The sequence below is a fragment of the Ralstonia sp. 110700041-2 genome (genome assembly GCF_056280165.1).
Genome location: NZ_JBSFAI010000019.1, coordinates 70,772 through 94,933, shown reverse-complemented (window position 1 = coordinate 94,933; position 24,162 = coordinate 70,772). Strand labels below are relative to the sequence as shown.

The 24,162-nt window shown below is 64.6% G+C and carries 22 protein-coding genes and 1 pseudogene; 4 read left to right on the top strand and 19 right to left on the bottom strand.

What is annotated here, in order from left to right; all coding sequences use genetic code 11:
• Positions 1 to 13: 13 nt before the first annotated feature.
• From ACUXH0_RS23950 to yddG, 9 genes are all read right to left on the bottom strand, one after another.
• Entirely contained in the window at positions 14 to 676 is a 663-nt protein-coding gene (locus tag ACUXH0_RS23950; RefSeq protein WP_024541893.1) for a DUF799 domain-containing protein, read from the bottom strand.
• Positions 676 to 1,041 (bottom strand): DUF4810 domain-containing protein, encoded by a 366-nt coding sequence (locus tag ACUXH0_RS23945; protein WP_004634880.1) that lies wholly within the window; start codon positions 1,039 to 1,041, stop codon positions 676 to 678. Before ACUXH0_RS23945 ends, ACUXH0_RS23950 begins: the two co-directional genes overlap by 1 nt.
• A gap of 49 nt (positions 1,042 to 1,090) precedes the next feature.
• On the bottom strand, positions 1,091 to 1,774 hold the full coding sequence (locus ACUXH0_RS23940; RefSeq protein WP_004634882.1) for a CsgG/HfaB family protein: 684 nt from the start codon (positions 1,772 to 1,774) through the stop codon (positions 1,091 to 1,093).
• A gap of 385 nt (positions 1,775 to 2,159) precedes the next feature.
• Positions 2,160 to 2,930 (bottom strand): crotonase/enoyl-CoA hydratase family protein, encoded by a 771-nt coding sequence (locus tag ACUXH0_RS23935; protein ID WP_024541892.1) that lies wholly within the window; start codon positions 2,928 to 2,930, stop codon positions 2,160 to 2,162.
• Positions 2,931 to 2,978: 48 nt separating this feature from the next.
• Positions 2,979 to 6,074, bottom strand: coding sequence for an efflux RND transporter permease subunit (locus ACUXH0_RS23930; protein WP_065851745.1), 3,096 nt, complete (start codon positions 6,072 to 6,074; stop codon positions 2,979 to 2,981).
• A complete protein-coding gene (locus tag ACUXH0_RS23925; protein WP_024541890.1) occupies positions 6,071 to 7,222 on the bottom strand; it encodes an efflux RND transporter periplasmic adaptor subunit in 1,152 nt (383 codons plus the stop codon). The genes ACUXH0_RS23930 and ACUXH0_RS23925 overlap by 4 nt, the downstream gene beginning before the upstream one ends.
• On the bottom strand, positions 7,219 to 8,775 hold the full coding sequence (locus ACUXH0_RS23920; RefSeq protein ID WP_182594705.1) for an efflux transporter outer membrane subunit: 1,557 nt from the start codon (positions 8,773 to 8,775) through the stop codon (positions 7,219 to 7,221). Before ACUXH0_RS23920 ends, ACUXH0_RS23925 begins: the two co-directional genes overlap by 4 nt.
• Before the next feature lie 144 nt (positions 8,776 to 8,919).
• Entirely contained in the window at positions 8,920 to 9,075 is a 156-nt protein-coding gene (locus ACUXH0_RS23915; RefSeq protein ID WP_004634893.1) for a DUF3309 family protein, read from the bottom strand.
• Positions 9,076 to 9,248: 173 nt separating this feature from the next.
• A complete protein-coding gene (gene yddG, locus ACUXH0_RS23910; RefSeq protein ID WP_004634896.1) occupies positions 9,249 to 10,169 on the bottom strand; it encodes an aromatic amino acid DMT transporter YddG in 921 nt (306 codons plus the stop codon).
• A gap of 179 nt (positions 10,170 to 10,348) precedes the next feature.
• Between yddG and ACUXH0_RS23905 the strand changes: the two genes are divergently transcribed.
• Positions 10,349 to 11,227: a Rossmann-like and DUF2520 domain-containing protein gene (locus ACUXH0_RS23905; RefSeq protein ID WP_024541887.1), complete on the top strand. Its 879-nt coding sequence runs from the start codon at positions 10,349 to 10,351 to the stop codon at positions 11,225 to 11,227.
• A 94-nt stretch (positions 11,228 to 11,321) separates the two neighbouring features.
• Positions 11,322 to 12,548, top strand: a complete 1,227-nt coding sequence (locus ACUXH0_RS23900) for a CynX/NimT family MFS transporter (RefSeq protein ID WP_004634900.1) — start codon at positions 11,322 to 11,324, stop codon at positions 12,546 to 12,548.
• 22 nt (positions 12,549 to 12,570) lie between these two features.
• On the opposite strand, the gene ACUXH0_RS23895 is transcribed toward ACUXH0_RS23900, so the two are convergent.
• From ACUXH0_RS23895 to ACUXH0_RS23875, 5 genes are all read right to left on the bottom strand, one after another.
• Positions 12,571 to 13,116 (bottom strand): NADPH-dependent FMN reductase, encoded by a 546-nt coding sequence (locus tag ACUXH0_RS23895; RefSeq protein WP_182594706.1) that lies wholly within the window; start codon positions 13,114 to 13,116, stop codon positions 12,571 to 12,573.
• Positions 13,117 to 13,190: 74 nt separating this feature from the next.
• Entirely contained in the window at positions 13,191 to 13,748 is a 558-nt protein-coding gene (locus tag ACUXH0_RS23890; RefSeq protein ID WP_024541885.1) for a DNA-3-methyladenine glycosylase I, read from the bottom strand.
• A gap of 10 nt (positions 13,749 to 13,758) precedes the next feature.
• A complete protein-coding gene (locus ACUXH0_RS23885) occupies positions 13,759 to 14,730 on the bottom strand; it encodes a magnesium and cobalt transport protein CorA (protein ID WP_065855926.1) in 972 nt (323 codons plus the stop codon).
• A 29-nt stretch (positions 14,731 to 14,759) separates the two neighbouring features.
• A complete protein-coding gene (locus ACUXH0_RS23880) occupies positions 14,760 to 15,257 on the bottom strand; it encodes a MarR family winged helix-turn-helix transcriptional regulator (protein ID WP_004634907.1) in 498 nt (165 codons plus the stop codon).
• Between the two features lie 58 nt (positions 15,258 to 15,315).
• Positions 15,316 to 16,908 carry an MFS transporter gene (locus ACUXH0_RS23875; protein WP_182594707.1) on the bottom strand — a complete coding sequence of 531 codons (1,593 nt, stop codon included), beginning with the start codon at positions 16,906 to 16,908 and terminating at the stop codon, positions 15,316 to 15,318.
• Positions 16,909 to 16,992: 84 nt separating this feature from the next.
• On the opposite strand from ACUXH0_RS23875, the gene ACUXH0_RS23870 reads away from it, so the two are divergent.
• Positions 16,993 to 17,154, top strand: coding sequence for a hypothetical protein (locus ACUXH0_RS23870; protein ID WP_238563842.1), 162 nt, complete (start codon positions 16,993 to 16,995; stop codon positions 17,152 to 17,154).
• A gap of 175 nt (positions 17,155 to 17,329) precedes the next feature.
• A pseudogene (locus tag ACUXH0_RS23865) lies at positions 17,330 to 17,545 on the top strand (methyl-accepting chemotaxis protein); the annotation flags it as partial.
• Positions 17,546 to 17,560: 15 nt separating this feature from the next.
• Here the strand turns inward: ACUXH0_RS23865 and ACUXH0_RS23860 are convergent.
• The 5 genes from ACUXH0_RS23860 to ACUXH0_RS23840 all read right to left on the bottom strand — a co-directional run bounded on the left by ACUXH0_RS23860 (position 17,561) and on the right by ACUXH0_RS23840 (position 24,156).
• Positions 17,561 to 18,286, bottom strand: a complete 726-nt coding sequence (locus ACUXH0_RS23860) for an OmpW/AlkL family protein (protein WP_182594708.1) — start codon at positions 18,284 to 18,286, stop codon at positions 17,561 to 17,563.
• A gap of 152 nt (positions 18,287 to 18,438) precedes the next feature.
• Positions 18,439 to 20,379 carry an acyl-CoA synthetase gene (locus ACUXH0_RS23855; protein WP_182594709.1) on the bottom strand — a complete coding sequence of 647 codons (1,941 nt, stop codon included), beginning with the start codon at positions 20,377 to 20,379 and terminating at the stop codon, positions 18,439 to 18,441.
• Between the two features lie 5 nt (positions 20,380 to 20,384).
• On the bottom strand, positions 20,385 to 21,338 hold the full coding sequence (locus ACUXH0_RS23850; RefSeq protein WP_182594710.1) for a fumarylacetoacetate hydrolase family protein: 954 nt from the start codon (positions 21,336 to 21,338) through the stop codon (positions 20,385 to 20,387).
• A 48-nt stretch (positions 21,339 to 21,386) separates the two neighbouring features.
• On the bottom strand, positions 21,387 to 22,457 hold the full coding sequence (locus tag ACUXH0_RS23845) for a VOC family protein (RefSeq protein WP_182594711.1): 1,071 nt from the start codon (positions 22,455 to 22,457) through the stop codon (positions 21,387 to 21,389).
• Between the two features lie 10 nt (positions 22,458 to 22,467).
• Positions 22,468 to 24,156 (bottom strand): bifunctional 3-(3-hydroxy-phenyl)propionate/3-hydroxycinnamic acid hydroxylase, encoded by a 1,689-nt coding sequence (locus ACUXH0_RS23840; protein ID WP_182594712.1) that lies wholly within the window; start codon positions 24,154 to 24,156, stop codon positions 22,468 to 22,470.
• Between the last annotated feature and the right edge of the window lie 6 nt (positions 24,157 to 24,162).

Here is a 24,162-nt window from a genome sequence, read left to right as displayed (position 1 = left end):
GGCAGACGGCAGCTTAGTCCGTGCCGTACTTCGGCGAGCGCGGACCATACAGCAACCCGCCCGGTTGCCCGGCCGACAGCAGGCGCGCGCTGGTCGTACCGGCCACCTTGTAGCCCTGGTCGGTCACGTTGGCGATGATCTGGTTGACGGCCGCCGACACCAGCATGCCGATCAGGCCGCCGCCCGAGTTGTTTCCGCCTTCGTTGTTGGACGCGCTGGCGCGGCCCGTCCAGAGCGTCTGCCCGCTCTTCAGGTCGACCAGCTTGGCATCGGCCGACACAACGGTGGAGCTGCTCACCACCATGTACTTGCTGCCGTACTGCGTGACCGTGATGTACAGCGCCGCATCTGCACCGAAGATGTCATGCAGTTTGGCCACCGGCACGCCGTGGATGTCGCCTGCGGTGTTCAGGCCGTTCTGGCGGAAGGTTTCATCCACCAGCGCGACAGGCAGTACGTAATAACCCGCCTCTGCCAGCGGCACCGTCACTTGCGACAGCATGCCGTAGGTGGCGCCCACGTCGGGCGATTCATTCAGCGGCGGCAGCACCACGATCGAACGCGGCTTGCTGGCCTTGAAGGCTGCATAGTCGACGTTCTTGGTCGGCACAGCACAACCCGCCATCTGGGTCACCACGCCGGCCGCGGCAAACAGTTTCAGAAAGCGCTTGGCCATCAGTTGGTCCCCTTCTTCACGTTCTTCATCAGGAAATCGATGTACGTTGCCGACTCCGGAAACAGTGCCTTCTCGGTATTGAACTCCTGGACCATCTGGTCGTCCTTGCCGAGGCCCGAATACAGCATGCCCAGTTGGGCGTGATAGCCCGGCGGCACGGCGCCATTCGTCGCCTTGATCTTCTCCAGGCCGCGCTCCAGCTCAGCCACCTGGGCTTCCTTCGCTTCACCCTTGAAGTACTGATACACCTGCGGTTGGTAGCCTTCCCATTGGTACAGCGGCTTCGGACCAGCGCAACCGGCCAGCATTGCACTCCCGACGGCCACACCGGCCGCCACGCGCCACATCGCAAACACCTTGCTCATGACTGTTGTTACCCCTTATTTCGTGTTTTTGTTTTGACTGCGTCTGCGCTTATTGCGCGCCCGGCTTCCAGGCACCGCTTTCGATGCCGTTGACCAGGTTGTTCACCGCTTCGCGCATGGCCAGGTCCAGCACCTTGCCGTTGAGCGTCGAGTCGTAGCTGGCTGTTCCGCCAAAGCCGATCACTTCACGGTTCGACAGCTTGTACTCACCCGCGCCGCCCACCGAATACACGACTTCCGACGTCGAGATGTTCACCACGTTCAGCGCGACCTTGGCGTAGGCCACCTGCTCCTTGCCGCGGCCGAGGATGCCGAACAGTTGCTGATCGCCGGTTTCCTTGCGGCCGAACTCGGTCACGTCGCCGGTGATGACGTAGTCAGCGCCCTTGAGTTTCTGTGCGGTGTTCTTGATGGCGGCTTCCTGCTTGATCTCGGCCATGTTGTCGCGGTCGAGCACCGAGAAACGGTTCGTCTGCTGCAGATGCGTGATCAGGATGGTCTTGGCCTGGCCGCCCAAGCGGTCCACGCCATCCGAGAACACGCCGCGCATGTACGCCGAGCGGTTATCGAATTTGCCCACCGCAATCGGGGCCCGCACGCCGGCGTATGGACGGCTTGCGCTTTCCACCTTGGCAACCGGCAGCGCCTGCGACGATTCGGTCGCGCAGCCGCCGAGCATGCCGAGTGCCACCGCGGCGGCGCCGGCAATCATCAATTTCGAGGTTTGCTTCATTCGACTTCTCCCTTAAAAATACTTAAATCTGATTTTCTAAAATGTTATTTCGAGCACTCACGCAAAGCGCCCGGGCACTATCGGCACGGGATGACCCGCGCTTGATTGAAAACAGAGGAAATTTTGGATCGGCCCGCAACGCTCCGCGCGAGAGGCAAAACCGTCGCGGATGCACGCGCCGACAGCGTTGGCAACGCTGTATGTCGCGACGAAACTCCCACACCACCCTTACATTATCTGGACGTCATTGCGTCCATTATTTTCAGGAAAGCGAGAATTTTAACGGCTGATGCCATTGATGAAAGCAGCAATCGGTCAACTCAAAGCCCCCTCGGATTTCGGGTTGACTTTTTAGAGGCAAAAACCCGCTCGGCGCGCAATTCGGTTATTCGCCATGCCGCCCGGCGCCGCCCACGAATCGCGCGGCGCCTTCCACCCCCTCGGCAAACACGATCGGCGTACCTCGAGCGCCCTCCTGCTGCAGCGCTGCCGCCAATGGCAAATCCCACTGTGCATACGCCGATGCCCGATCGGCCAGCATGCATTGCTGCGGAAAAGCGGCGATGTCTCGGGCAAGCTTCTGTGCCGCGGCCAGCGCTTCGCCGGTGCCGACCACGCGATTGGCAAGCCCCATGTCGAGCGCCTCGTCAGCTGGCACGGCACGGCCGGTCAGGATCATGTCCAGTGCGCGACCCATGCCGATGATGCGCGGCAAGCGCACCGTACCGCCGTCGATAAGCGGCACGCCCCAGCGGCGGCAGAACACGCCGAACACGGCATCGCGCTCCATCACGCGCAGGTCGGCCAACAGCGCAAGTTCCAGCCCGCCCGCCACGGCATAGCCGCTGACCGCAGCGATGAGCGGCTTGGAGAGCGCCATGCGGGATGGGCCCATCGGGCCAGGCATACCGCCATCGGGATCGAGATGATTGCGTCTGGAAGGATCGCCCACGGCCGTCAGATCGGCGCCGGCACAGAAGTGGCCGCCGGTGCCGCCCAGCACGGCAACGCGTAGCGCGCTATCGGCTTCGAAACGCTCGAACGCGTTGAGCAGCGCCGCGGCGGTCGGCCCGTCCACCGCATTGCGGCACTCGGGCCGATTGAGCAGGATGGTGCAGACCGGGCCATCGGACTGGAACAGCACGGCATCGGGCATGGGCGGTCTCCACAGCGCGGTACGTTGACGGTCCGCCCGATGCTACACCTAGCGCAGGCCGTGCTCCGACGCGGCTTCTGCCCGATGCCCGTGATGGCGCGCACCGCGGAACTTGCGTAGCGCCCACTCCTTGAAGTCGTCGACCTTCTCGAACACCACCGGCACCACGAGCAGGCTCAGCAGCGTGGAAGTCAGCAGACCGCCGATCACCGCCACCGCCATCGGCGCGCGGAAACCTGCATCGCCCTCCAGGCCGAGCGCCATCGGCACCATGCCGGCAGTCATGGCTACCGTGGTCATGACGATGGGGCGGGCGCGCTTGTGGCAGGCATCGATGATGGCCTCGGTGCGCGACATGCCGAGATCGCGTCGCGCAACGATGGCGTATTCGACCAGCAGGATCGAGTTCTTGGTGACGATGCCCATCAGCATCAGCAAGCCAATCAACGCCGGCAGCGACAAGCTGAAGCCGAACAGCGCCAAGAGCCCGAACGCGCCACCCACCGACAGCGGCAGCGCCGCCAGAATCGTCACCGGCTGCGTGAAGTCGTGGAACAGCAGCACGAGCACTGCGTACACGCACAGCACGCCAGCAAACATGGCGAGGAAGAAGCTACTGAACAGCTCCTGCATGCCCTCCACATCGCCCGAGGCAATGCGGCGAACACCTTGCGGCAGGTTCTTGATGGACGGCAGCGCCTCCACGGCCATGTTGGTATCGCCCAGCGCGCGCCCCTCCAGCCCGACGCTGATGGTGACGTTGCGGCTGCGGTCATACCGGTCGATCTGCGCGGGGCCGCTGCCGATGGAAATATCGGCGATGTTTTCCAGCGGCACCGCCCCGTTGCGGCCCGGCACGCGCAACTGCCGGATCGTGTCGATCTGGTTACGTGCCTTTGGATCGAGTTCAACGCGGATGTACACCTGCCGCTCGGGCAGGTTCAGCTTGGGTAGGTTGACGTCGTAGTCGCCGGCGGTGGCCACGCGCACGGCCTGGCCGATGGCGGCAGCGGTTACGCCTTGCTGCGCCGCGCGCGCAAAGTCCGGGCGGATGACGATTTCGGGCCGCAGCAGACTCGCTGACGACGTGACCGCACCTAGCCCCGGCACGGTACGCAGGTCCCGCATCACATCGCGCGCGGCCTGCTGAAGCGTGGCGGGGTCGTCGCCGGCAAGCACCACCTGGAGTTGCTCGCCGGAGCCCACCGCGCCAAACGAGATCCGCACGCCCGGCACGCCTTCCAGCATTTCGCGCAACTGCCGTTGAACGCCCTGCTGCTTGATGTGACGGTCATGCCGGTCGGTGAGCGAGATCGTGAGCGTGCCGGTGCGCACCTCTCCCCCGCTGGAGCCCGGCACACCGGCCATCACGCCCGAGCCGATGGCCGTATAGACGTGACGGACTTCCTTGTGCTGCATCACGATCTTGCGCACGCGCTCGGTGTTGTCACGCGTTTGCGCGATCGTGCTGCCGGGCGGGCTTTCCACCGTCATCTGCAACTGCGCCCAGTCTTCGGGTGGCAGGAACGTTGCAGGAATCAGCCCGATGATGCCAACCGACACGACGAAGAACGCTGCGGCCATGCCGCCTGTCTTCCACGGATGCTCGAGACACCAGCGTGCCGCCTGCAGATAGCGCGTCATGACCCAGCCGTCACGGTTGGGCTCGTCCTGCGGCTTCAGCATATATGCCGCCATCATTGGCGTGAGCAGCCGCGCCACCAGCAGCGAGGCCAGCACCGCCAGCGAGGCTGTCCATCCGAACTGTTTGAAGAACTTGCCCGAGATACCGCCCATGAACGCCGTCGGCAGAAACACCGCCACCAGCGTGAGCGATGTCGCCACCACGGCCAGACCAATTTCCTGCGCCGCTTCCATCGCCGCCTCCAGCGGCTTCTTGCCGTTGCGCAGGTGGCGCACGATGTTCTCGACCTCCACGATCGCGTCGTCGACCAGAATCCCGACCACCAGCGTGAGCGCCAGCAGTGTGATCCCGTTGAGCGTGAAGTCGAGCAACTGCATGGCCGCGAACGTCGGGATGATCGACAGCGGCAATGCCACGGCGGACACGAACGTGGCACGCCAATCGCGCAGGAACAGCCACACCACGATCACGGCGAGGATGGCGCCTTCGTACAGCGCGTGCATCGACGCGGTGTACGCGTCCGACACCGGCTTGACCATGTTGTAGACCTCGGTCACATGCACGTTGGGCCGCTCGGCCTGCAGCGCGGCCAGCGCTTCGCGTACGCCCTTGGCCACCGAGATTTCGCTTGCGCCGCGCGAGCGGAACACCTGGAAGCTCACGACAGCCTTGCCGTCGAACAGCGCCATCTGGCGTGGCTCGGCCGCGGTATCGCGCACGTCGGCCACATCCGACAGGCGAATGCGCCGGCCATCGGACAACGGGATGTCCATCTGCGCCAGTTCGCGCGCGCTCTTCACCGTGCCGAGCGTGCGCACGGCCTGCTCCTGCCCGCCGATATTGCCGCGCCCACCCGGCGCTTCCTGCTGCATGCCGCGCACTTGCGCGCTGATGTCCGCCGCCGACACGTTCAACGCCTGCAGGCGCACGGGGTCAAGCTGCACGCGCACTTCGCGGTCCACACCGCCCTGGCGCGTCACCTTGGCCACGCCATGCACCGACAGCAGCCGCTTGTTGACCGTGTTATCGACGAACCAGGAGAGATCCTCCGCATCCATGTCGGACGCTTCCACGGCGTACGTCAGCACGGGCATGCTCGCGAACGTCACACGCGAGATGACGGGTTCCTGCACGTCGGACGGCAGCTGCGCGCGGATGCGGCTGACGGCATCGCGCACGTCGTTCACGGCTTCCTGCACATCCTTCTCGAGCTGGAACTCGACCATCGTCGTCGAGCTGCCGTCGTTGATGGTGGACGTGATGTGCTTGATCGCGCCGATGCTCGCTATGCTGTCTTCGATCTTGCGCGTGACTTCGGTTTCCATCTGCGTGGGCGTGGCGCCCGGCAGGCTGGCCGTCACGGAAACCGCCGGAAAGTCGATGTCCGGAAAATTCTGGATCGACAGCATCTTGAACGACACCAACCCCGCCACCGTGATCAGGATGAACAGCAGGATCGACGGAATCGGCTTGCGGATCGCCCAGGAGGAGAAGTTCATGGCTTGGCTCCGGCTGCGGGCGCCGACGCAGCGGGCATGGAGGCTGCACCGAGGGCCGCCACACGCACCACATCGCCATCGGTCAGGAAGGCGGCGCCTGCAGCCACAATGCCGTCCTTCGCGCCAATGCCCTGCACGATTTCGACTTGCCCATCCCGGCGGCGGCCAACCGTCACTTTGGTCTGCCGCACGCGGCCCTGCTCGCCAATCACCATCACGTAGTCGTAACCATCGCGCGAGAACACGGCGGTCTCCGGCAACGTCGCGGCCGGCGCATCGCCCAGCAGCACATCGCCCGAGAGATACATGCCTGCCTTCACGCCGGACGTTGCAGCTTCCGGCGGCAGATCAACGTAGACGAGACCATTGCGCGTGTTGGCGTCGACCGTGGGAGCGACCTGGCGCACACGGCCGTTCACCACGCCGCCATCCATGCGGCGCAGGCGTGCGGCCTGACCGAGCTGAATGCGGGGCAGGACGTCGCCGTGCATTTCGGCGCGCCATTCCAGGCGGTTCTTCCGGATGAGTTTGAAGAGTTCGGTGCCTGAGGACACCACGGCGCCCACGGTGGCCGTGCGGGCGCTGATGACGCCGTCGTCGGGTGCGACCACACGCGTGTAGCGCAAGCGCAATTGCTGGCTCTCGAACTGCGCGCGTGCTGCGGCCAGCTTGGCAGCCGCTGTCTTGGCCTGCGTGTCGTACTGGATCAGATCCTGTTGGCTGATCGCACCGCTCTTGTCGAGTTCGTGCGCGCGGTGCGCCTCGCCGGCGGCTTGCGCGGCCGATGCCTCGGCTTCGGCCTGGCTGGCGCGTTGCGCAGCCACATCGGCGCGCACGGTTTCATCCGACAGACGGGCAAGCAGTTGGCCTTGCTTGACCACATCGCCCACGTTGACGAGCACTTCCGCCAGCTTCAGCCCGCTCACCTCGGCGCCGATGCTGGCTTCCTGCCACGGCTGCACGGCACCGCTGGCCGTGGCGATGCGCGGCCACACATGCTGCGCCAGGTGCGCGACGTTGACGGCCAGCGCCGGCTTGGCTGGCAGCTGCTCCTTTTTCTTGTTCTCGGGCGCAGATTTGCCGCACGCCGCCAGCGCGCCGGCAAGCAACACCGCCAGCACGGCCATCCAAACGCGTTGTCCTGTCATGAAGCGTTTCCGGTATGCGCCCCGCCCTGTGCGGTCGGCGCAGTAATCTTGGTATCGGGATCAGGGTTGGGGGCATCGTCGCGCCAGCCGCCGCCCACGGCCTTGTAGAGCGCAACCCAGGCCTGCGCGCGTTCGAGCTTGACTGCCGCCAGGGACTGCGAAGCCTGCAACGCTGTGCGCCGCACATCCTCGAGCTGCAGCAGGCTGCCGGCACCGAGGCGGTAGCGCGCATTCGACGCTTCCAGCACCTTCGCATATTGCGCATCGGCCATCGTGGCAGCATCGACGCGACGATCGGAAGCATCCAGACGCACCAGCGCGTCTTCCACTTCCTGCACGGCCTGGCGCACTTTGCCGCGATAGCTGGCCAGCGCTTGGTCGTAACGCGCACGCGCTGTTTCCACGCGCGCCGCGCCCGTGCCGCCGTCAAAGATCGGCAACGACACCGACGGCCCGAACGACCAGGATTTGCTCGTCAACGATTGGCCGCCAAGGCGGTACGAATTGATGCCGATGGAGCCCGCCAGCGTGATCGATGGCAAGCGGCTTGCCACCGCCACACCGATATCCGCGCTGGCACCCGCCACCGCGCGCTCGGCCGACGACACATCCGGCCGTTGCGACAGCACCTGCGCCGGCACATCGGGCACGCCGGCATTGGGTGGCACCGGAATCTGCGCGCTGTCCTTGGACAGCAGCCCGTTCAGCGCATCATGGTCGATGCCGGTGAGCGTGACGAGCTTGTCGATGCCCTGCGCACATTGCGCACGCTGGCCTTCCAGCGCATTGACGGCATCGCCCACCGTGGCTTGCGCTTGCGCAAAATCAGCCGGCGCGACAAAGCCCGCGTGGAATTTACGCTCGGTCAGTTGCAGCGTTTCTTGCCGGGACGACAGCGTTGCCGCGCCGATATTCACCAGCGCCTCGCACTCGCGTTGCTGCAAGTAGGTGTTGGCGACCTCGGCGGCGAGCGATACGCGCGCGTCGTGCCAATCGGCTTCGCTGGCCGTCAGCCGCGCATCGGCGCCTTCCAGGCTGCGGCGTTTGCCGCCGAAGAGGTCGATCTCCCACGAGGCGTCGACCTGCGCCGCCAAAGTGGTAATCGTTCCCAGCCCCAGCGTCGGATTCAGCGCGCCAGCAGAAAGCCCGCCCACGCCGCCAAACTGGCTACCACCAAACCCGCCCTGCCGCGTCGCGGAGCCGGAACCTTTCAGTTGCGGAAACAGTGCAGCCTGGCTGGTGGAAACGCTCGCACGCGCCTCACGCACGCGGCCGACGGCCTGCGCGATCGTCGGGCTGGTCGCATCCGCGTGCTCCACCAGTTGGGACAGCACTGGGTCGTGGAACTGCTCCCACCAGCGCGCCAGCGCCATGCGGCTGCCGTGATGCGGCAGCGTGGCGTGCCAGCCTTGCGGGGCTTCGGTGCCGCTCAGTGGCGGCGTGTGGTAATCGGGCCCGACCGCGCAGCCGGCCAGCAGCAGGGCCAGCACCAGCGGCGTAAATCGGGCGCGACCGCCGGGCGCGCGGCTGCCGGCGTGTCGACCTGTCTTCATGGGAGGTGTCCTTCGGGAACGCAGCTGGGATTATGCCCAGTCAAGCGTCGGCAAGACACTCGCCCCGCCACGGAGCTCAGCCAACCCCCGACAACCGGTCAGGCGATGCTCAGGACCCTGCGCACATCGGCGCCGGCCCGGGTGTCAGATATAGCCCAGCAGCACAAGAATGACCACGATCACCACGATCAGTCCGAGCCCACCCGTCGGCCCGTAGCCCCACCCCCGGCTGTACGGCCACGACGGCAGCGCGCCGATCAGCAGCAAGATGAGAACGATGATGAGAATGGTGCTCAACATGATGCCTCCTGTTTCTGCGTTGGTATGCCGCCGTTCCGTCGTGGCGCAGCGGCTTACCCGGCATCTAGCACGCCCCGTTCCCGTGCTGGCTCCATCTGCGGTTTTCTTGAATGCTTGGCAGTTAATTGCGGAATATCGGGGGCATTCAAGGCCCCCGTGTGGCCTTTCTTGCGTCAGGCGGAGGACTTCGACGAAGACAACGCCCTTGCGCGGCCACCGCGCGTAGCAAGCCAGCACAGGATCGACCCGGCAACCACCATCGATGCGCCCTTCCAGAACGCAAACGACAGCGGTGTATGCAACAGCGCCGCTGCGAGGGCCGCAGAAAATACGGGGATGAAATACGACGCGCCCGCCAGCACGGTGACGTTGCCGTGCAGGATGCCGACGTTCCACGCCGCGTAGCCAAACCCCATTGCGGACGCGGCCAGCGCAAGGTAGATCACCGCTGACACGTTGAAATGCAGTGCACCGCCGCCCGTGGCGAAGAACTTGATCCACAGGGCCAGCGCGGTCAGGATGAAAAACAGCGTTGCGCCGTTCTTGCCGTCGGCAATCCGGCTGGTGACCGTACAGTACGCCGCCCAGATCACCGCGCCTGCAAAGGCCAAGCCGTAACTGAGCGGGTTGTCCTTGACGTTCCCGGCCATGCCGGCGATATCCAGTCCCTGATCGCCGCCCAGCACGAAGCAGATCCCGAGGATGGACACGAGCACGCCCGGCACGATCAGCGCATTCGCCCGCTGATTGTTGAAGGCGATGGCGGACAGCATCGTGAACGTCGGCCACAGGTAATTGACCATCCCGACTTCAATCGCCTGCCGCGCGCTGCTGGCATAGCCGATCGACAGCGAGAGGCACAGCTCGTAAGACACAAACAGCAGGCTGCCCCACAGCAGGTAGCGCCGCGGAAACGTCCTCAGATGATTGAAACCGACCGTGAATACCAACAGCACCGACGCGACGGTGTAGATCATGGCGGCGCCGCCCACAGCCCCCAGATGCTGGCTCACACCGCGGATCAACCCGACGATCGAACTCCACAGAAGCACCGCGATGAGTCCGATGAGTGTTGCCCTACTTTTGCTTTGCATACCACCTGCTTGCACTGACATGTCCGCCTGAGGAAAACCGCCTGCTCACACCCGGCCCAACGCTGCCGGTAAAGCCGTGCAGTTTACCGGCCGCAGTGGCAGAGCGCGTAATAGCCGCATCTCAGTCTACGGACGATGCTTCGCTATAAGATGCTGACGATAAAAATTCGAGGTTTGCTATGACGTCTTTTGCAATCGAAGCGCCCGTTTCCGTGGGCTGGATTGGCACGGGGCGGCTGGCGCGGGCATTGGCCACGCGGGCACACGATGCAGGCGTGCGCACCGTGGCGGTTGCAAACCGGTCGGCCGCGCCCGCCGCGTGGCTCGCACAAGCCACGGGAGCAAAGACCGTCGATGCACAAGGCGTGGCGGACGCCGCCGATTGGGTATTCGTGACCGTGCCGGATGACGCCATCCCGGGCGTCGTCGGCAACGTGCGCTGGCGACCGGGCCAGCTCGTACTCCACTGCAGCGGCGCCGGCGAACGCGACTTGCTCGATGCCGCCCGCCAAGCCGGCGCGGCGACCGCCAGCTTCCACCCGCTATTTCTGTTTGCCGGTTTGCCGGATGACGCTGAGCGTCTGGGCGGCGCCTCCATCGCCATTGACGCCGACGCCCCCCACGATGCGGCGCTGTCCAGCTTTGCATGGCGGCTCGGCTGCACGCCGCTGAAGGTGCGTGCCGGGCAACGCGCCCTGTATCACGCCGGCGCCAACTACGCGGCCAGCTTCCTGCTGTGCGCACTGCATGAAGCCGCCACTTTGTGGGAAGCCGCGGGCATCGACCGTGACGCCGCTGTCGCGGCCATGTGGCCGCTCGTGGATGGCACGCTGGCCGCAGCGCGCGCACGCGGTCTGGCTGGCGCACTGGCGGGCCCCGTTTCACGCGGAGACGGCGGCGTGATCGACAAACATCTGCAAGCGCTCGATGCGCTCGGCGCCGATCACGCTGCGCTGTACACCGCACTCACACGGCGTGCGCTGGCGTTGGCCGCCGAGCGCGGCGCACCCTCCGAAGATGTGCTGGCCGACCTGGCTGCGCGACTCAACCCTACGTAATTTCGGAGTCGGCATCCTCGGGGTTGGACGACGCGCATGCACCAATTCGGCGCGCGCCCTACAATCGGCAGCTTGCCCACACGCCTGTTCTGCCATGTCCCACACACCGCACTCGCCGCCATCTCCTGCTGCACATGACGCCGCTGCACCCCGTTCATCCGGCGCCCTGATCCTGCTCGTGGTGGGGTTGGTGCTGGTGGGTGTGAATCTGCGACCAGCCTTGTCGAGCCTGTCGCCCGTGCTTAAACAGGTGACAGCGGGCACCGGGCTGTCTGGCGCCACGGCGGGCTTGTTGACGACCCTGCCGGTGCTGTGCCTCGGCCTGTTTGCGCCGGCTGCCGCGGTGCTGGCTCGCCGGTTTGGCGCAGAACGCGCCGTGGGCGGCTTGCTGATTGCGTTGGCGGCAGGCATTGCGTTGCGCAGTGCGGGTGGCGTTGCACCGCTCTTCATCGGCACGCTGGCGGCGGGCGCCTGCATTGGCGTAACGGGCATTCTGTTGCCGGGCATCGTCAAGCGTGATTTCGGCCGGCAGGCAGACCTGATGACCGGCGTCTACACCATGGCGCTGTGCTTTGGTGCGGCAGTGGCGGCCGGCGCAAGCGCGCCGCTTTCAGCATGGCTGGGCGGCTGGCAACCCGCGCTGGCATTCTGGGCCCTGCCCGCTCTGCTGGCCTTTGTCGGCTGGTGGCCGCATATGCGGCATGCGCACGGTAAGGGCGCGGCCACGCGGCTGCAGCGTGTGTCGCTGTGGAACAAGCCGATTGCCTGGCAGGTGACGCTCCATATGGGGCTGCAATCGTCGCTGGCGTATTGCGTGTTCGGCTGGCTGCCTGTGATCTTGCAGGACCGCGGGCTATCCGCCGTGCAGTCCGGCGTGGTGGTGGCGGTGTCGATTCTCGTGCAGCTCATCACCGCGCTGGGCGGGCCGTTTGTAGCGCGGCTCGGGCGCGATCAACGCCCCGCCGTGGTCCTGATGATGCTGATGTGCTGGGCAGGCCTGATCGGCTGCCTGTACGCACCGCTGTCAACGCTGTGGTGGTGGGCGGTCTTGTTGGGACTCGGCCAGGGCGGCAATTTCAGCGTGGCGCTGTCGCTCATCGTGCTGCGCTCGGCCGATGCGCGCGTGGCGGCAAGCCTGTCGGCCATGACGCAGGGCATTGGCTACACCATGGCCGCTGCGGGGCCGTATCTCATGGGTGTGCTGCACGATCTGACGGGCAGCTGGGCCGTGATGGGATGGCTGTTCAGCGCGATTGCGCTGGCCTCGCTCGTGGCCGGCTCACTCGCCGGGCGCAACCGTACGCTGCACGCCGGCGAATAATTCATCTACCGCAAGGCTTCATTCAAGCCTTGTGCTTCAGCGTCCAGTTGGCCAGCGCCTGCATCTGCTCGGTGATCAGGCCGGCGATGCGCTCGTCCGTCAGATCGCCATCGGCGGTGAAGCCGCCGGCAAACGCGTTGGCAAACACTTCCGGCTTGTTCAACGGATGCAGGTCCAGATACACGCACACCTGACGCAGGTGGTACTGCGCGCGCGACGTGCCCATGCCGCCGCCCGCGCCCAGGATCGCGACCGGCTTGCCTGCCAGCAACGCGTTGTTGGGCTCGCGCGAGGCCCAGTCCAGAATGTTCTTCAGCGCCGGCGCCAGCGAGTAGTTGTATTCGGGGCAGGCCAGCACCAGCGCATCGGCGCGCCCGATCTGTTCGAGCACGCGCACCACCGAGGCTGGCTTGTCCGTGATGTCGGCGTTGTAGAACGAAATATCCGTCAGGTCGGCCAGGTCCATTTCAACGCCAGCGGGCAGGCGGGTGGATGCCGCACGCAGCAGGCCCTGGTTGGTGGACTTGCGGCGCAGGCTACCGGCAATGCCAAGGAAATTCAGCGACATGAAGAACGACTCCGTCAGTGTTGGGACTGGCGAGAATAACGGACATTGGCCGGATCAAGAAGAGGCCTCGAGGACTAGGCCTTGCCAGCGCGAAAGCACCCCGCTTCATGGTCGTCGACCATGCCGGTGGCCTGCATGAAGGCGTAGCAGATGGTCGGGCCGACAAACTTGAAGCCGCGCTTGACCAGCGCCTTGCTCATCGCCTTGGACGCATCGGTCGCAGCGGGTGCATCGCGGTAGCTGTCCCAGCGGTTGACGATGGTCTTGCCACCGACAAACGCCCACAGGAATGCGTCAAGCGAACCCATTTCTTCCTGAAGCTCCAACACCTTGCGCGCGTTGATGACAGCGCCCTCGACCTTGGCCCGATTGCGCACGATGCCCGGATCGGCCAGCAGCTTTTCGATGCGTGCCGGCGTAAAGCCCGCCACGCGTGCCGCATCAAACCCCTCGAATACTTCCTGATAGCGCGCCCGCTTGCGCAGGATGGTTTGCCATGACAGCCCTGCCTGCGCCCCTTCCAGGATCAGCATCTCGTAGAGGTGACGATCATCGTGCGAGGGCACGCCCCACTCGGTGTCGTGGTACGCGATCATCAGCGGGTCTTCCCCCGCCCAGCAGCAGCGCGCCATCTCTTGTCTCCTAGATCCAGCCCGATTTGCGCAGCTTGCGATACAGCCACACGCAAGCGGTGGCCGTGCATGCCAGCACGATGGGATACCCCGCCGGATGCTCCAGCTCCGGCATGCCCTTGAAGTTCATTCCGTAGTTGCTGAACACCACGGTCGGAATTGCCAGAATAGCGCCCCACCCCGCCAGGCGCTTCACGATGTCGTTCTGCGTGACCGACACCAGCGCCACGTTTACGGAGATGGCCGTGGTCAACATTTCCCGAATCACATCGAGTGCTCCCACCGCGCGATGCGCATGGTCGGCAATATCCCGAAAATACGCGCGCAGTTCTTTGGGGACCACGTCTTCATGCAGGCGCACAAGCTGACCGGCGATGTCTTCCACGGGCAGCGCGGCGTTGCGCAAGCGCAGAAGCTGGCGCTTGAGCGTATAGAGCCGCTCAATGGCCGCGCGATCGAACGTGTCGCCAAAGATCTGGCTTTCGATCTGCTCGAACTCTTCCTGCAGGCGTTCGAGCACTGGCTGATAGTTGTCGACCACAAAGTCCATCACCGCGTACAGCGCAAACGGCGCGCCCTTGGCCAGCAGTTGCGGCGTGCGCTCGCAACGCTCACGCACCGGCGAATACGACGCCGACGGCCCATGCCGCACCGAGACAAGAAAGTCCCGGCCGACAAACAGGTGCGTCTCGCCAAAAACGACGTTACCGTTTTCCATCTGCGCGGTGTTCAGCACGATGAAGAGCACATCGCCGTACACCTCCAGCTTGGGCCGCTGGTGCGCGTTGCGCGCGTCTTCAATGGCGAGATCGTGCAGGCCGAATTCCTCCTGCACGCGGTCGAGCATCGCGTTGTCGGGCTCATGCAAACCGAGCCAGACAAACGAGCCCGGCGTGTGCAGCACGTCGCTGATGGCCTCGACGGACAGGTCGCGCTCACGCTTGCCGTTGCGGTACAGCGCGCTGTTGATCACCATGGACATGGTTGTCTCCGGAACGCATTCAGCGCGCATTAGCGGTCTGCGGGCTGATCTGCGGATTTGCTATCGGATGCGGTAGAGGCCGCGGTGGCCAGCGCCGGCACTTCAGCCAGGCGTGTTTCAATTTGCGCCAGCGCTTCGGACAACGCGTGGACGAGATCGTCCGGCAGCCCATCGAGCGTGGCATTGATGAAGGCGATGCGGCGCGGCATGCAGTCAAGCACGACGGCCAAGCCGGCGTCTGACAGCGACACGTTGGTCAGACGGTTGTCGCGCGCATCGGTTGCGCGTTCGATCCAGCCGAGCTGCTCCAGCACCTTGAGCTGGCGGGTGAGCGCGCCAGGGTCCATCTGCAGGCGCTCGGCGAGCTGTTTCTGAGCCATGCCGCCGCCGGTGTTGTCGTGCAGCGCCAGCAGGATGCGCCAGCGCGGCATCGGCTGGCCGACATGCGCCTCGAAGGCGGACATGAACGCACGATAGGTGCGGCCGAACTGGTGCATGACGGCGAAGCGTTCGCGTTCAGAGGTCATCGATCAGGGCTGAGATTGCTGGGAAACCGCGCATGCTAACCGCTCCGGCGTGTCCCGCCTATTCCGTATGTTGCACGGGCTCGACATGGTGCAGCACCACGGGCGGCACCCGGCGCACATGCCAGAGGCCCATCAGCGCCGCCACCGTCGCCACGATGAGGCCGATATGGATAGCACTCACCAGGACATGGCGCGCAGCTTCGAGCAGCGCCGCACCGTCGTGGCCGGCAGCATGCAACTGCGAGAGCAAGGCGGCTTGCGCGTCATGATCGATGAGAATTTCGGGATCGGCAAGCTGATGCAGCCACTGCGTCGCGCTGTCGGCGCTCAGTGCATTGGCAACGCCCGAGGCATAGCGCTCGCTCACCAGCGTGCCGACCAGCGCCGTGCCCACCATGCCGCCCACCATGCGCAGCGATTGCAGCAGCGCCGTGGCAATGCCCAGATGCGTACGGCCGGCCGTCTGCTGCGCAAACACGGTCAGATTGGGCAGCACGAAACCGAGGCCCAGGCCGGCCAGCAGCATCAGCAACGTCAGCACCGCATGCGGCATGTTGTTGGACGAAACCGACATGCCCGCCACCGCCACCGTCAGCAGCGCAAAACCGGCATACAGCATGGCGTTGGGGTTGGGAATGCGCGTGACGAGACGCCCGTTGATGATGCTGCCCAGCGTGATGCAAACCACCAGCGGCGTAATCACCAAGCCGGCTTCCTGCGGCGACATGCCAAACCCACCCTGGAACAGCAACGGTGCGTAGAACAACACCGCAAACATCGAAAAACCCGACAGCAACGCCAGCATGAACAGCGCAGCCAGTGCGGGGTTGCGTAGCATGTCGAACGGCAGCAGCGGCTGCTCCGCACGCTGCTCCCACCACCACAGCGCCACAAACGCCGCAGCCGACAGCACCAGCGAGCCGAACAGCGGCAGCGACAGGCCGTGCCGCGGCAGCCATTCGACAAACAACTGCAACGCGCCCAGCGCCACCGTGATCAGAACTGCACCCTGCCAGTCCAGCCGGATACGTCCGGTGTGCACGTTTTGACGCAGATGCGGCAGGAAGCGCCAGGCAAACCACAGCCCCAGCACGCCGAACGGGATGTTCACGTAGAACACCGACCGCCACCCGAACGCCTGCGTCATCCACCCGCCCAGCGTCGGGCCGATTGCGTTGGCGATACCGAAAGAGGCGCTCAGCATCACCTGCCAGCGCAAGCGCACACGCGCATCGGGAAAGAGATCGGGAATGCATGCGTATGCCGTGCCGACCAGCATGCCGCCGCCGACACCCTGCAGCGCCCGCGACCACACCAGGAACGTCATGCTGCCTGCCATGCCGCACATGACCGACGCCAGCGTGAAGACCACGATGGACGCAATCACGAACGGCTTGCGCCCGTAAAAGTCGCCCAGGCGGCCAAAGATCGGCACCGTCACCACGGAGGTCAGCAGATACGACGTCGCCACCCAGGCATACAGCTCAAAGCCTTTGAGTTCGGCCACCACCGTCGGCAAGGCGGTACCGACCACGGTCTGGTCGAACGCCACCAGAACGACGACAAAGCAAATGCCGATCATCGCCAAAAGCGATTCCTTGAACGGCAAGACCTGGGTATGGGAATGTGGGAGCGCGGTGTGGACGGCCATGACGGGGAGCGGCAATATAAATGCTGCATCAACGATTGATTCGTCAATTAATAGTGTAGCGAAATCCTGGAAGGCTTGCTGCGCGTGATGTGGAAAGACACGCTGCTGCGCGGCGAAGACCCCATAAAGCTCGGCAACCACTGGGCCGCCTTCCTCAAGGACGAGCTAGCAGTTGCTGACCAGGCAAAGACGCACCAGGCATCACTCCCGCCGGGTAAGAGCCGAGACCTCATCGCGGAATTTTGAACGGCTCACCTCGCCATGGGCGTGGGGTACTGCAAGGGCCACGATATGTTCGTGGCCGCTTCCTTCGACCCCACCGTAGGCAACAAGGTGGTCGCGGGCGTGGATCGCGAGCCTGCGCGTCTGCTAGACGAAGCAGCGCGGTAAATCGCCAGGGAGAGCACAGCGGTCTCCGCGAAAACTGCCGACTGAGATTTCGTCAGCCTCCACCGAGCAGAGCACCGGCATCGAGCAGGTCGACATCGCAGTGGGCCAGATCGAAGAAGTCACGCAGCAGAACGCGGCGTTGGTGGAAGAGGCCTCTGCGGCGGCAAACGCGGTGGCCGAGCAGGCCGGTGCACCGCGCCGCGCCGTCTCCATCTTCAAGTTGGACGACGGCGCGATTGGCGTCTGAGCAAGCACGCGGCCGCTAGAACCGGTACCCCACCGACAGAAAACTCGCCAACGGGTTGATCCGCACCTTCGTCGTCGTTGTCACGCTGCCCACTGGCGCCTGCGTCGTCAGCGTTGCCTTGGTGGACAACCACATATACGACACCGATGCGCCGATCGACCAATGGGCGTCGAGGTTGTAAGTCAAGCCGGCATTGACGATGGGGGCGAACGATTTGCTGAGCGATGCCGTAGTCGGGCCGACCAACATGGAGCCCGTGGTTGGCGAGGCGAGAATCTGCCCGGTTGCCAACGGCCGGCTCAACTCGATATCCCGATACCAGACATAGCCAAGCCCCACGCCGAGGTACGGCCTCACGCGCGCATTCGGTTCACCAAAGTGGTATTGCACTTGCGCAGCCGGGCTCCATGCCCGGGCGGTGCCCAACTCACCAACCGGTGCGAGTGATCCGGTTCCGCTCAGGTGCAGCTTGGGCGGGACGCCCAGCACCGTTTCCAGGGCCACATGATCCGTGACGAAATACCGTGTGGTGAGCGCGAAGGTATTGGCGTTGGCCAGCGTCGACCCGCTGCCGGGCACCTCGGCCGATTGCCCGAGTGCATGCACCGTCAGCGGTTGGCTGGAATCTTGAGGGGCGAGATGCATCCAGCCAGCATTGACGACCCACTGCCCTGCCGATTGCGCATGGGCGAGCGAGGTCGCCGCGAGCGACAAGAGCATTGCCGCGCGTGTGTGCTTCATGTTGTCTCCGATTTTTCTAATGTGGGTACTGCAACTGCAGGAATGCGCCACCATGCGGCGCGGGGCACTTCGCCTGCTCACGCGACAGTGCGCAGGCGAGGAATTCCTCCTTCAGCCGGATCAGCCAGGACGCTGCTTCACCGGCACTTCAATCAATTGACGGAAAAGGGAAATGGAAAGCGGCCGAGTACTTCACGCGCGGCGGCAATCGATGCGCTGGCGTCGAGCCTGACCGTCGCCACAAGCCCTCTGGATTTGTCTTCCGCCACTTCCAGAGCCTCAAAGGCGATACCCGCATCCTTGAGGGCTGCGGACAGGGCTTCACGCGTTTCACGGTGCCTGAGTGCGGGCTTGAAGATCTTGCCCACGGCGGTCAAAGGCATCGTTTCAATGATGTTGACCTGCCGGGGCAACGCCGCACGTTCGGCAATTTCCGCCTTCAGGAAGGCCAGCAGATCGGCTTCCGTGGCGGACGCACCGGCACGCAGTTGCACGTAGGCAACCGGCAGCTCGCCCGCATGCACATCCGGGCGCCCGACGGCGGCGGCAATCTGCACCGCAGGGTGGCGATGCAGCGGCGCTTCGATGGTGAGCGGATCGATGTTGTGACCGCCGCGGATAATCAGTTCCTTCTTGCGGCCCGTGAGCCAGAAGTAGCCCTGTTCATCCTGCCGCGCCAGGTCGCCGGTATTGAGCCACCGCCATCCATCGCCCGTATCGACCCAGAGCCCCTCGTTCTGCCCGGCCTGGCGGTAGCCCGAAAAGACGTTGGGGCCAGACACCACCAACACGCCCACCTCGTCTACAACGCAATCACGCAGATATGCCCCGCCCTCGTCCAGCACGACGGTCTTCATCTGCTGCATGGGCACGCGCAGGCCGATGGAGCCAAGGCGGCGCTCGCCCATCGGCGGGTTGACGCTGCTCACGCAGGTCGCTTCCGTCAGCCCATAGCCTTCGAGAATCTTGATGCCCGTCTGCTCCTGGAAGCGGCGAAAGACTTCGACCGGCATGGGCGCGGCGCCGCAGAGGCCGTATTCGAGCGATCGCACATCCCGCTCCCCAACGGGCACCTGCAGCAGCGAAGCGTAGAGCGTCGGCACGCCGCTGAAGAAATTCACACGATGGTGCTCCACGATCTCCCAGAAGCGCTGGATCACGCCATCGCCGCGATAGCCCTGCGGCGTGCCAAGCACGACATGCGCGCCTCTGGAAAACGGCAGCAGCCCGGTCACCAGAACGCCATTGACGTGGAACAACGGCAAGCCGCAAAACACCACCTTGCCGGGGCCGATGCCCTCGCCCAGCACCTGCGCCGTGCTCCACGCGTTTGCGACTTCATTACCGTGGGTACGCATCGCAATCTTCGGCAAGCCGGTGGTGCCACCCGTACAGAAGTACGAAGACGCATCCTGTGCGGCAATGTGCCGCCGGCTGTTCAGGCCATCACCACGCTGCGCCTGGATGGCGCTGTTGAAATCGTGGATGCGCACCGACACCGGGACTGCGCCATGCACGCCTTGCGGACCCAGCAATCGCAGCGCTTCGTTCTTTTGTATCTGCACGGCACATTGCGCCGCGGCATGCACACGGTCGGCCAGGTTGACCAGCACCAGGTGCCGCAGGCTCTTGATGGCGGGCAAGTGCGGCTGCAGCTTGACCCAGGTATCGGTGCCGGGAAACGGTGCCAACGTGACCAGCACCGACGCACCGGCGGCGTTGAGCAGTTCGGCCAGCGCGGGCCCTTCAAGCAGCGGATTGAACGCCGCGACGATGCCGGCCGCCTGCCCGCCCCAGATCACGAAATGTGTTTCCGGCAGGTTGGGCAACACAAATGCAATCACGCTGTCTTTCTTGACACCGATGCTGTCGAAGAAATTGGCCGTCTGCGTGATGCGTTCAAGAAGCGCTGCGTAGCTCCACGTCTGCGGGGTGCGGTGGTCATTGACGCTCAGAAAGAAGCTCAATGCCGGCGCCTCTGGATTCACGCTGGCGCCGCGACGGATCATTTCGTATGTGCTCTGCGGAAGATCGGGCGGAAGACCCTGCCCTTCCACGGCTTCCACGTCTTGCAGGCTGGAAAAACCGGACATGGCGCTTACTCCTCGGCAACGATGCGATTGCGCTGCGTGCCCAGATCGATCCGTCCGTCCAACGAGTGGATGCGTGCTTCCACCACGTCGCCCGGCTTCAGGTATTGAGGGCGCGCCGCCTGCACTTTCAGGAACATCTCCCACTTCGCCTTCTCGGGCAGCATCGCGGCCATCTTCTGCTTGGTTGGTGACGGCACGGACAGCGCGCAGCCTGCGGGTGTGCCGGTGGCCAGCAAATCGCCCGCTTCCAGGTCGTGCACGCGGGACAGCTCGGTCAGCGTCTCGGCCGGGCCGTAGACGAGGTTGGCTGTCGTGTCGTTCTGCCGCAGCTTGTCGTTGACGGTCAGCTTGAGCTGCAGGCTCCTGAGCGCAGAGATCTCGCGCGGTTCCAGCAGCGTGAGCCACGGGCCCACCGGCCCGAACGTACGGAACGACTTGCCCTTGTAGAACTGCATCTGGGGGATCTGGACGTCGCGCGCGGAATAGTCGTTCACGATCACGGCGCCCGCCACGTATTCGTGCAGGTTGTCGTCTGTCACGTCGACTGGCCCGTGAATCGATTGGCGCATCACGAGGCCAAGCTCGATCTCGTAATCGAGAAACTGCACGCGCTTCGGTTTGATCACGTCGCTGTCGGCCGCAACGATACAGCTCGAAGCCTTGGTGAAGATCATGTTGTACGTCTTCACGTCGGGGTCCATGCCGGACTCGATCATGTGCTGGCGGTAGTTCGCGCCCTGGCAGATGAACTGCTGATTGCGCGTGACCGGAGACAGGAGCTTCACGGCAGACACCGCGATCGCTTCACCATCCAGCGAGGCAAGCTGGGCCAAGGTTGTATTGCGAACGAAGTCACCGGTCGTGGCATAGGTGCCAGGCACGGGCGTAATGCGTGTATCGCGGATCACGCCCCATTGGGTCTGATCCTGGTATTCAAAGCGAACGATATTGATGGACATAACAAAAGATGCGTTGGATGGGTGACGGCGGAGGGCGCTTGCGCTGCCTCAGGCAAAGATCCGGGCGAGCGTGACCAGCTTGCGCAGCGTCAGGTCGGGGCTGCGCCGCAGGTTACGGATGAGGGCCGCAATGGCCGCCGGTGTCAGCTTCGGCTTGGTGAAGCTGGCAGGCATCGACTGCCCCCACTGCGACATGGCCTCGCGGCTGACCGGGTGAATGCCGGTCGGCTGATCTGCGGTGAACAAGTCACCGTCGCAGTAGTGCTCGTGCTTGTCGCCCCACGGGTCTTGCCAGTAGTCGAAAATCTGGCTTCCGAGAATGTGCCGCCCCAACCCCCAGGCGTGCTTCCACCCCTGCTCGCGCAGCATGCGGTGCCCCATGCCGACGGCATCGGCGTCGATCAGTTCGAAGGCGCTGTGGCTGTACTTCGACACAAAACCCTGAGCCAGCGCGAGCGTGTGGTGGTCGGCCGGCGTGTCGCCCAAATCCAGCCGCATGAATGCGATCGCAGGCGAGCCGTCCGGCAACACCTGCACGTCGCTCGGTATGAAACCGAAGTGCTGCGTGTACCAGGCGCAGGTGGCCTGAAAGTCGGCAAGCTCCAGAACGACATGCCCCAGGCGAATCACCTCGGGTGTACCCACGGGCGGCCGCTGCGTTTCGTTGATGCGCAAAGGGGCGTCCACCGAGTTGAGCGACAACGCTGAACGGTGCGGCAACTCGGTTGTCGGTGCCTGATCCGCAATGGCATCGACGCGGAAGCCGGACGGATCAACGAGTCGCACGCGATAGCCACCACCCGGCCAATCCAACGGCTCCACGGTCGAGGCTCCGGGCAGCTTTGACAGGGCATCCAGGGCTGCGCGTCCGGCGACCTGCAACCCGAAGCCGGCAAACGCGGCCTTTGGCGCCTTGCGCACGACATAGCAGAACGGCGCCGGGCCGGTGCCGCGCAAGAGCAATGTCGCCTCGCCGCGCTGCACCGTCACGAGACCAAAGTCATTGAGGAATCGCTCGGCGCGCTCGAGATCGGGCCGATCGAACATCAGGTAGGCGAGCGCCAACGCCTTGGTCGTCGGCTGCGGATGGCGCGCAGGCTGTGCTGTGGTGAGTTTCATGGCAAGACACTCAGGCGGATTGAACGGCGGCGGCAGTGGCGGGCACGGGCTCAGCTCGGCCGCCGAGCAGCGCCAGGCTCTCGTGAACGAGGCGGTCTACCTCGGCGGCTGGCCCGTCATGGACGACCGTGCGATCCGGGCGCACAACGGCCGCCCAGCCCACGGGCACCGCGTCGGGAAGGAACGTGCCGTTGAGGTCCTCCCAAACGCCGGGCACCTCACGGTGCAGAGGCTGCCCCCGATGCGCGATCCGAACGAACGTACCGCCCAGGCGGTCGAATGCCGCTGCCATTGCGGGCTCCAGCGCGGCGCGGGCGTCGCAGCCGAAACTGACGAGCGTGTATCCATGGCCGAGCACGTCGTCGCTCAGGCACATGTGGCCCTCCGCGTTCCTGACCCAGCCCTGCGGGATCACTCCACCGCGCATCAGCTTGGTGGACGAGCATCCTTTGACGAACAGTCCGGTCTTGAACGCGTTCTTCGGCTTGATGCGCAACTCCTCGAATTGCGAACGCAGGCCCGGCACCAGCCGGGTCAAGCGCATCAAGCCGTGCGTCAACAGCGCGATGGGCGCACTGCGCGGCATCACCAGCTTGCCCATGAACCGCGCGAGATTGATCATGGCTTTCGCGTGCGGGCGGCGCTCCTCGTCGTAGGTGTCGAGAATCTGCGCATCCGCCCGCCCTTGGAGCACCCAGGCCAGCTTCCAGCTCAGGTTGGCGGCGTCCCGCAGTCCGGCGACCAGCCCCTGGCCAACAAATGGCGGGGTGATGTGCGCCGCATCACCAACGAGAAACACCCGGCCAACGCTGAACCGGTCGACGGTTCTGGCATGAAAGCGATAGACCGCCTTGCGTTCGATCGTGATGCTGTCAACGTCCGTCCACGGCGCCAGCAGCTCGCGAATACGGCTGTCCGATTCCATGTCGTCGCGGCTCTCGCCTGGCTGGAGCATGAACTCCCAACGCTCGCGCGCGCCTGGGGCGACCATGTGCGGCGTGGGGCGCCGGTGGTCGCAGAGAAATTCAACATGGTCGATCGGCTTGGGGACATGACGCGCATCGACAATGAGCCAATCCTCCGCGTACGTCGTGCCCCGGAATTCCTGCCCGATCAGGTGGCGCACGAGCGAACTCGCCCCGTCTGCACCCACCAGGTAGCGAGCGCGGACCCGGTGTACCTGCCCGCACCCGATATCCAGCGAAGCCAGTACGCCATCCGGCTGATTCGTGATGCTGAGCAGCGTGGTGCCGAGCGCGACATGCACATCACCGTGCGCTGCCAGGCGTGCGCGCAGACAGCGCTCCAGATCGGGCTGATAGAACGTGACGAGCTTCGGATGGCCATCCAGGCTGCCCAGCGTGTTGACACGCCCGAATTCGCCCAGCCAGGGCGAATGCATCCGGACGTGGGGAATGGCCACCGTTTCGAAATCACCTTCGCTGATGCCTGCCTGTTGCAGGATCCGCAAGGCTTCGTTATCCAGCGCAATGGCACGCGGGGCCATATAGATGTCGGGGGCCTTGTCGATCGCCAACACGCTCACGCCATGACGCGCCAGCAGATTGGCCACCATGGCCCCGACGGGGCCAAGCCCCACGACAAGGATGTCTATCTGAGATGGCAACTCACCTGCCCCCTGAGGGCATGCGCCATCCGCGACGCGTGAACTGGCACGCGCATGTGCTTTTGTCTCCACCGCTAC

What these genes read in the sequence shown, in the direction of transcription:
- ACUXH0_RS23855 (WP_182594709.1), bottom strand. Translation starts at nt 20,379, where the DNA reads ATGTCCGGTTTTTCCAGCCTGCAAGACGTGGAAGCCGTGGAAGGGCAG.
- ACUXH0_RS23950 (WP_024541893.1), bottom strand. Translation starts at nt 676, where the DNA reads ATGGCCAAGCGCTTTCTGAAACTGTTTGCCGCGGCCGGCGTGGTGACC.
- ACUXH0_RS23915 (WP_004634893.1), bottom strand. Translation starts at nt 9,075, where the DNA reads ATGTTGAGCACCATTCTCATCATCGTTCTCATCTTGCTGCTGATCGGC.
- ACUXH0_RS23900 (WP_004634900.1), top strand. Translation starts at nt 11,322, where the DNA reads ATGTCCCACACACCGCACTCGCCGCCATCTCCTGCTGCACATGACGCC.
- ACUXH0_RS23895 (WP_182594706.1), bottom strand. Translation starts at nt 13,116, where the DNA reads ATGTCGCTGAATTTCCTTGGCATTGCCGGTAGCCTGCGCCGCAAGTCC.
- ACUXH0_RS23880 (WP_004634907.1), bottom strand. Translation starts at nt 15,257, where the DNA reads ATGACCTCTGAACGCGAACGCTTCGCCGTCATGCACCAGTTCGGCCGC.
- ACUXH0_RS23845 (WP_182594711.1), bottom strand. Translation starts at nt 22,457, where the DNA reads ATGAAACTCACCACAGCACAGCCTGCGCGCCATCCGCAGCCGACGACC.
- ACUXH0_RS23945 (WP_004634880.1), bottom strand. Translation starts at nt 1,041, where the DNA reads ATGAGCAAGGTGTTTGCGATGTGGCGCGTGGCGGCCGGTGTGGCCGTC.
- ACUXH0_RS23860 (WP_182594708.1), bottom strand. Translation starts at nt 18,286, where the DNA reads ATGAAGCACACACGCGCGGCAATGCTCTTGTCGCTCGCGGCGACCTCG.
- ACUXH0_RS23905 (WP_024541887.1), top strand. Translation starts at nt 10,349, where the DNA reads ATGACGTCTTTTGCAATCGAAGCGCCCGTTTCCGTGGGCTGGATTGGC.
- yddG (WP_004634896.1), bottom strand. Translation starts at nt 10,169, where the DNA reads ATGCAAAGCAAAAGTAGGGCAACACTCATCGGACTCATCGCGGTGCTT.
- ACUXH0_RS23875 (WP_182594707.1), bottom strand. Translation starts at nt 16,908, where the DNA reads ATGGCCGTCCACACCGCGCTCCCACATTCCCATACCCAGGTCTTGCCG.
- ACUXH0_RS23930 (WP_065851745.1), bottom strand. Translation starts at nt 6,074, where the DNA reads ATGAACTTCTCCTCCTGGGCGATCCGCAAGCCGATTCCGTCGATCCTG.
- ACUXH0_RS23935 (WP_024541892.1), bottom strand. Translation starts at nt 2,930, where the DNA reads ATGCCCGATGCCGTGCTGTTCCAGTCCGATGGCCCGGTCTGCACCATC.
- ACUXH0_RS23925 (WP_024541890.1), bottom strand. Translation starts at nt 7,222, where the DNA reads ATGACAGGACAACGCGTTTGGATGGCCGTGCTGGCGGTGTTGCTTGCC.
- ACUXH0_RS23920 (WP_182594705.1), bottom strand. Translation starts at nt 8,775, where the DNA reads ATGAAGACAGGTCGACACGCCGGCAGCCGCGCGCCCGGCGGTCGCGCC.
- ACUXH0_RS23885 (WP_065855926.1), bottom strand. Translation starts at nt 14,730, where the DNA reads ATGTCCATGGTGATCAACAGCGCGCTGTACCGCAACGGCAAGCGTGAG.
- ACUXH0_RS23850 (WP_182594710.1), bottom strand. Translation starts at nt 21,338, where the DNA reads ATGTCCATCAATATCGTTCGCTTTGAATACCAGGATCAGACCCAATGG.
- ACUXH0_RS23940 (WP_004634882.1), bottom strand. Translation starts at nt 1,774, where the DNA reads ATGAAGCAAACCTCGAAATTGATGATTGCCGGCGCCGCCGCGGTGGCA.
- ACUXH0_RS23890 (WP_024541885.1), bottom strand. Translation starts at nt 13,748, where the DNA reads ATGGCGCGCTGCTGCTGGGCGGGGGAAGACCCGCTGATGATCGCGTAC.